At 55.8% G+C, this 987-nt stretch carries 1 protein-coding gene; it reads right to left on the reverse strand.

Features of this window, described 5'->3' with window-relative positions:
- Positions 1-171: 171 nt before the first annotated feature.
- A protein-coding gene (locus TRM7615_RS25265; RefSeq protein ID WP_108792742.1) for an IS5 family transposase occupies positions 172-928 on the reverse strand; the annotation gives its coding sequence in 2 pieces (ribosomal slippage) (positions 172-598 and positions 597-928; 759 coding nt in all).
- Positions 929-987 lie beyond the last annotated feature (59 nt).

The following is a 987-nucleotide window of genomic DNA, read 5'->3' on the forward strand; positions in this document are numbered from 1 at the left end:
GAGAATGCCCCTGTTTATGCCCCACTCAGAGGAGGCCTCTTATCTAGGGTTATCTACCTCATTAATAGGTATAAGTAATGGAGAAGATGTCTTAGAGAGAGAAGAGAAGAGAAGAACCTGAGTAGGGACTCTGGAAGGGATACCCCGCCAGAGAACCCTTAGGGTCAGGACTCATAGCCAATAGATGACGGTTGCGGTGAGAGCGATGGCTGAGAGGAAGACTTTCGGGCATCTGTCGTATCGAGTTGCCACGCGTCGCCAGTCTTTCAGCCTGCCGAACATGATCTCGATCCGATTGCGGCGTTTGTAGCGGCGCTTGTCATACTTCACCGGCTTCTTGCGCTGTTTCCGTCCGGGGATACAGGCGCGTATCCCTTTGTCTTGCAACGCTTCCCGGAACCAATCGGCGTCATAGCCACGATCCCCGAGCAGCCAATCGACATCCGGCAGGTTGCTCAGCAATGCCCGCGCACCAATGTAATCACTGACTTGTCCCGCGGTGACGAACAGGTTGAGAGGACGTCCCCGACTGTCGCAGATGGCATGTAACTTGGTGTTCATGCCGCCCTTGGTACGACCGATCAGGCGTCCACGCCCCCTTTTTGACGCCCAGGCTGGTCGCGGTACGATGGGCCTTCAGGTAGGTGGCATCGCTCATCACGGTCTTCTCTTCACCGTGTTCGGCGGCCAGACCCGCCATCATCCGGGCGAAGATGCCTTTGTCGCTCCACCGCTTCCAACGGTTATAGAGCGTCTTGTGTGGGCCATAGGCCGAAGGGGCATCGCGCCATCTCAACCCATTGCGATTAATGAAGATAATGCCGCTCAACACACGTCGATCATCGACGCGTGGTTTGCCATGGGGCTTGGGGAAGAAGGGCTCAAGACGCGCCATCTGCGCATCGCTCAACCAGAAAAGATCAGACATGTTCACCGCTCGTTTTTCGAACCGTGAATCACGCTGCCAGACGGAAATCAATGGGTCCT

Source organism: Falsiruegeria mediterranea M17 (genome assembly GCF_900302455.1).
Lineage (GTDB): Bacteria > Pseudomonadota > Alphaproteobacteria > Rhodobacterales > Rhodobacteraceae > Falsiruegeria > Falsiruegeria mediterranea.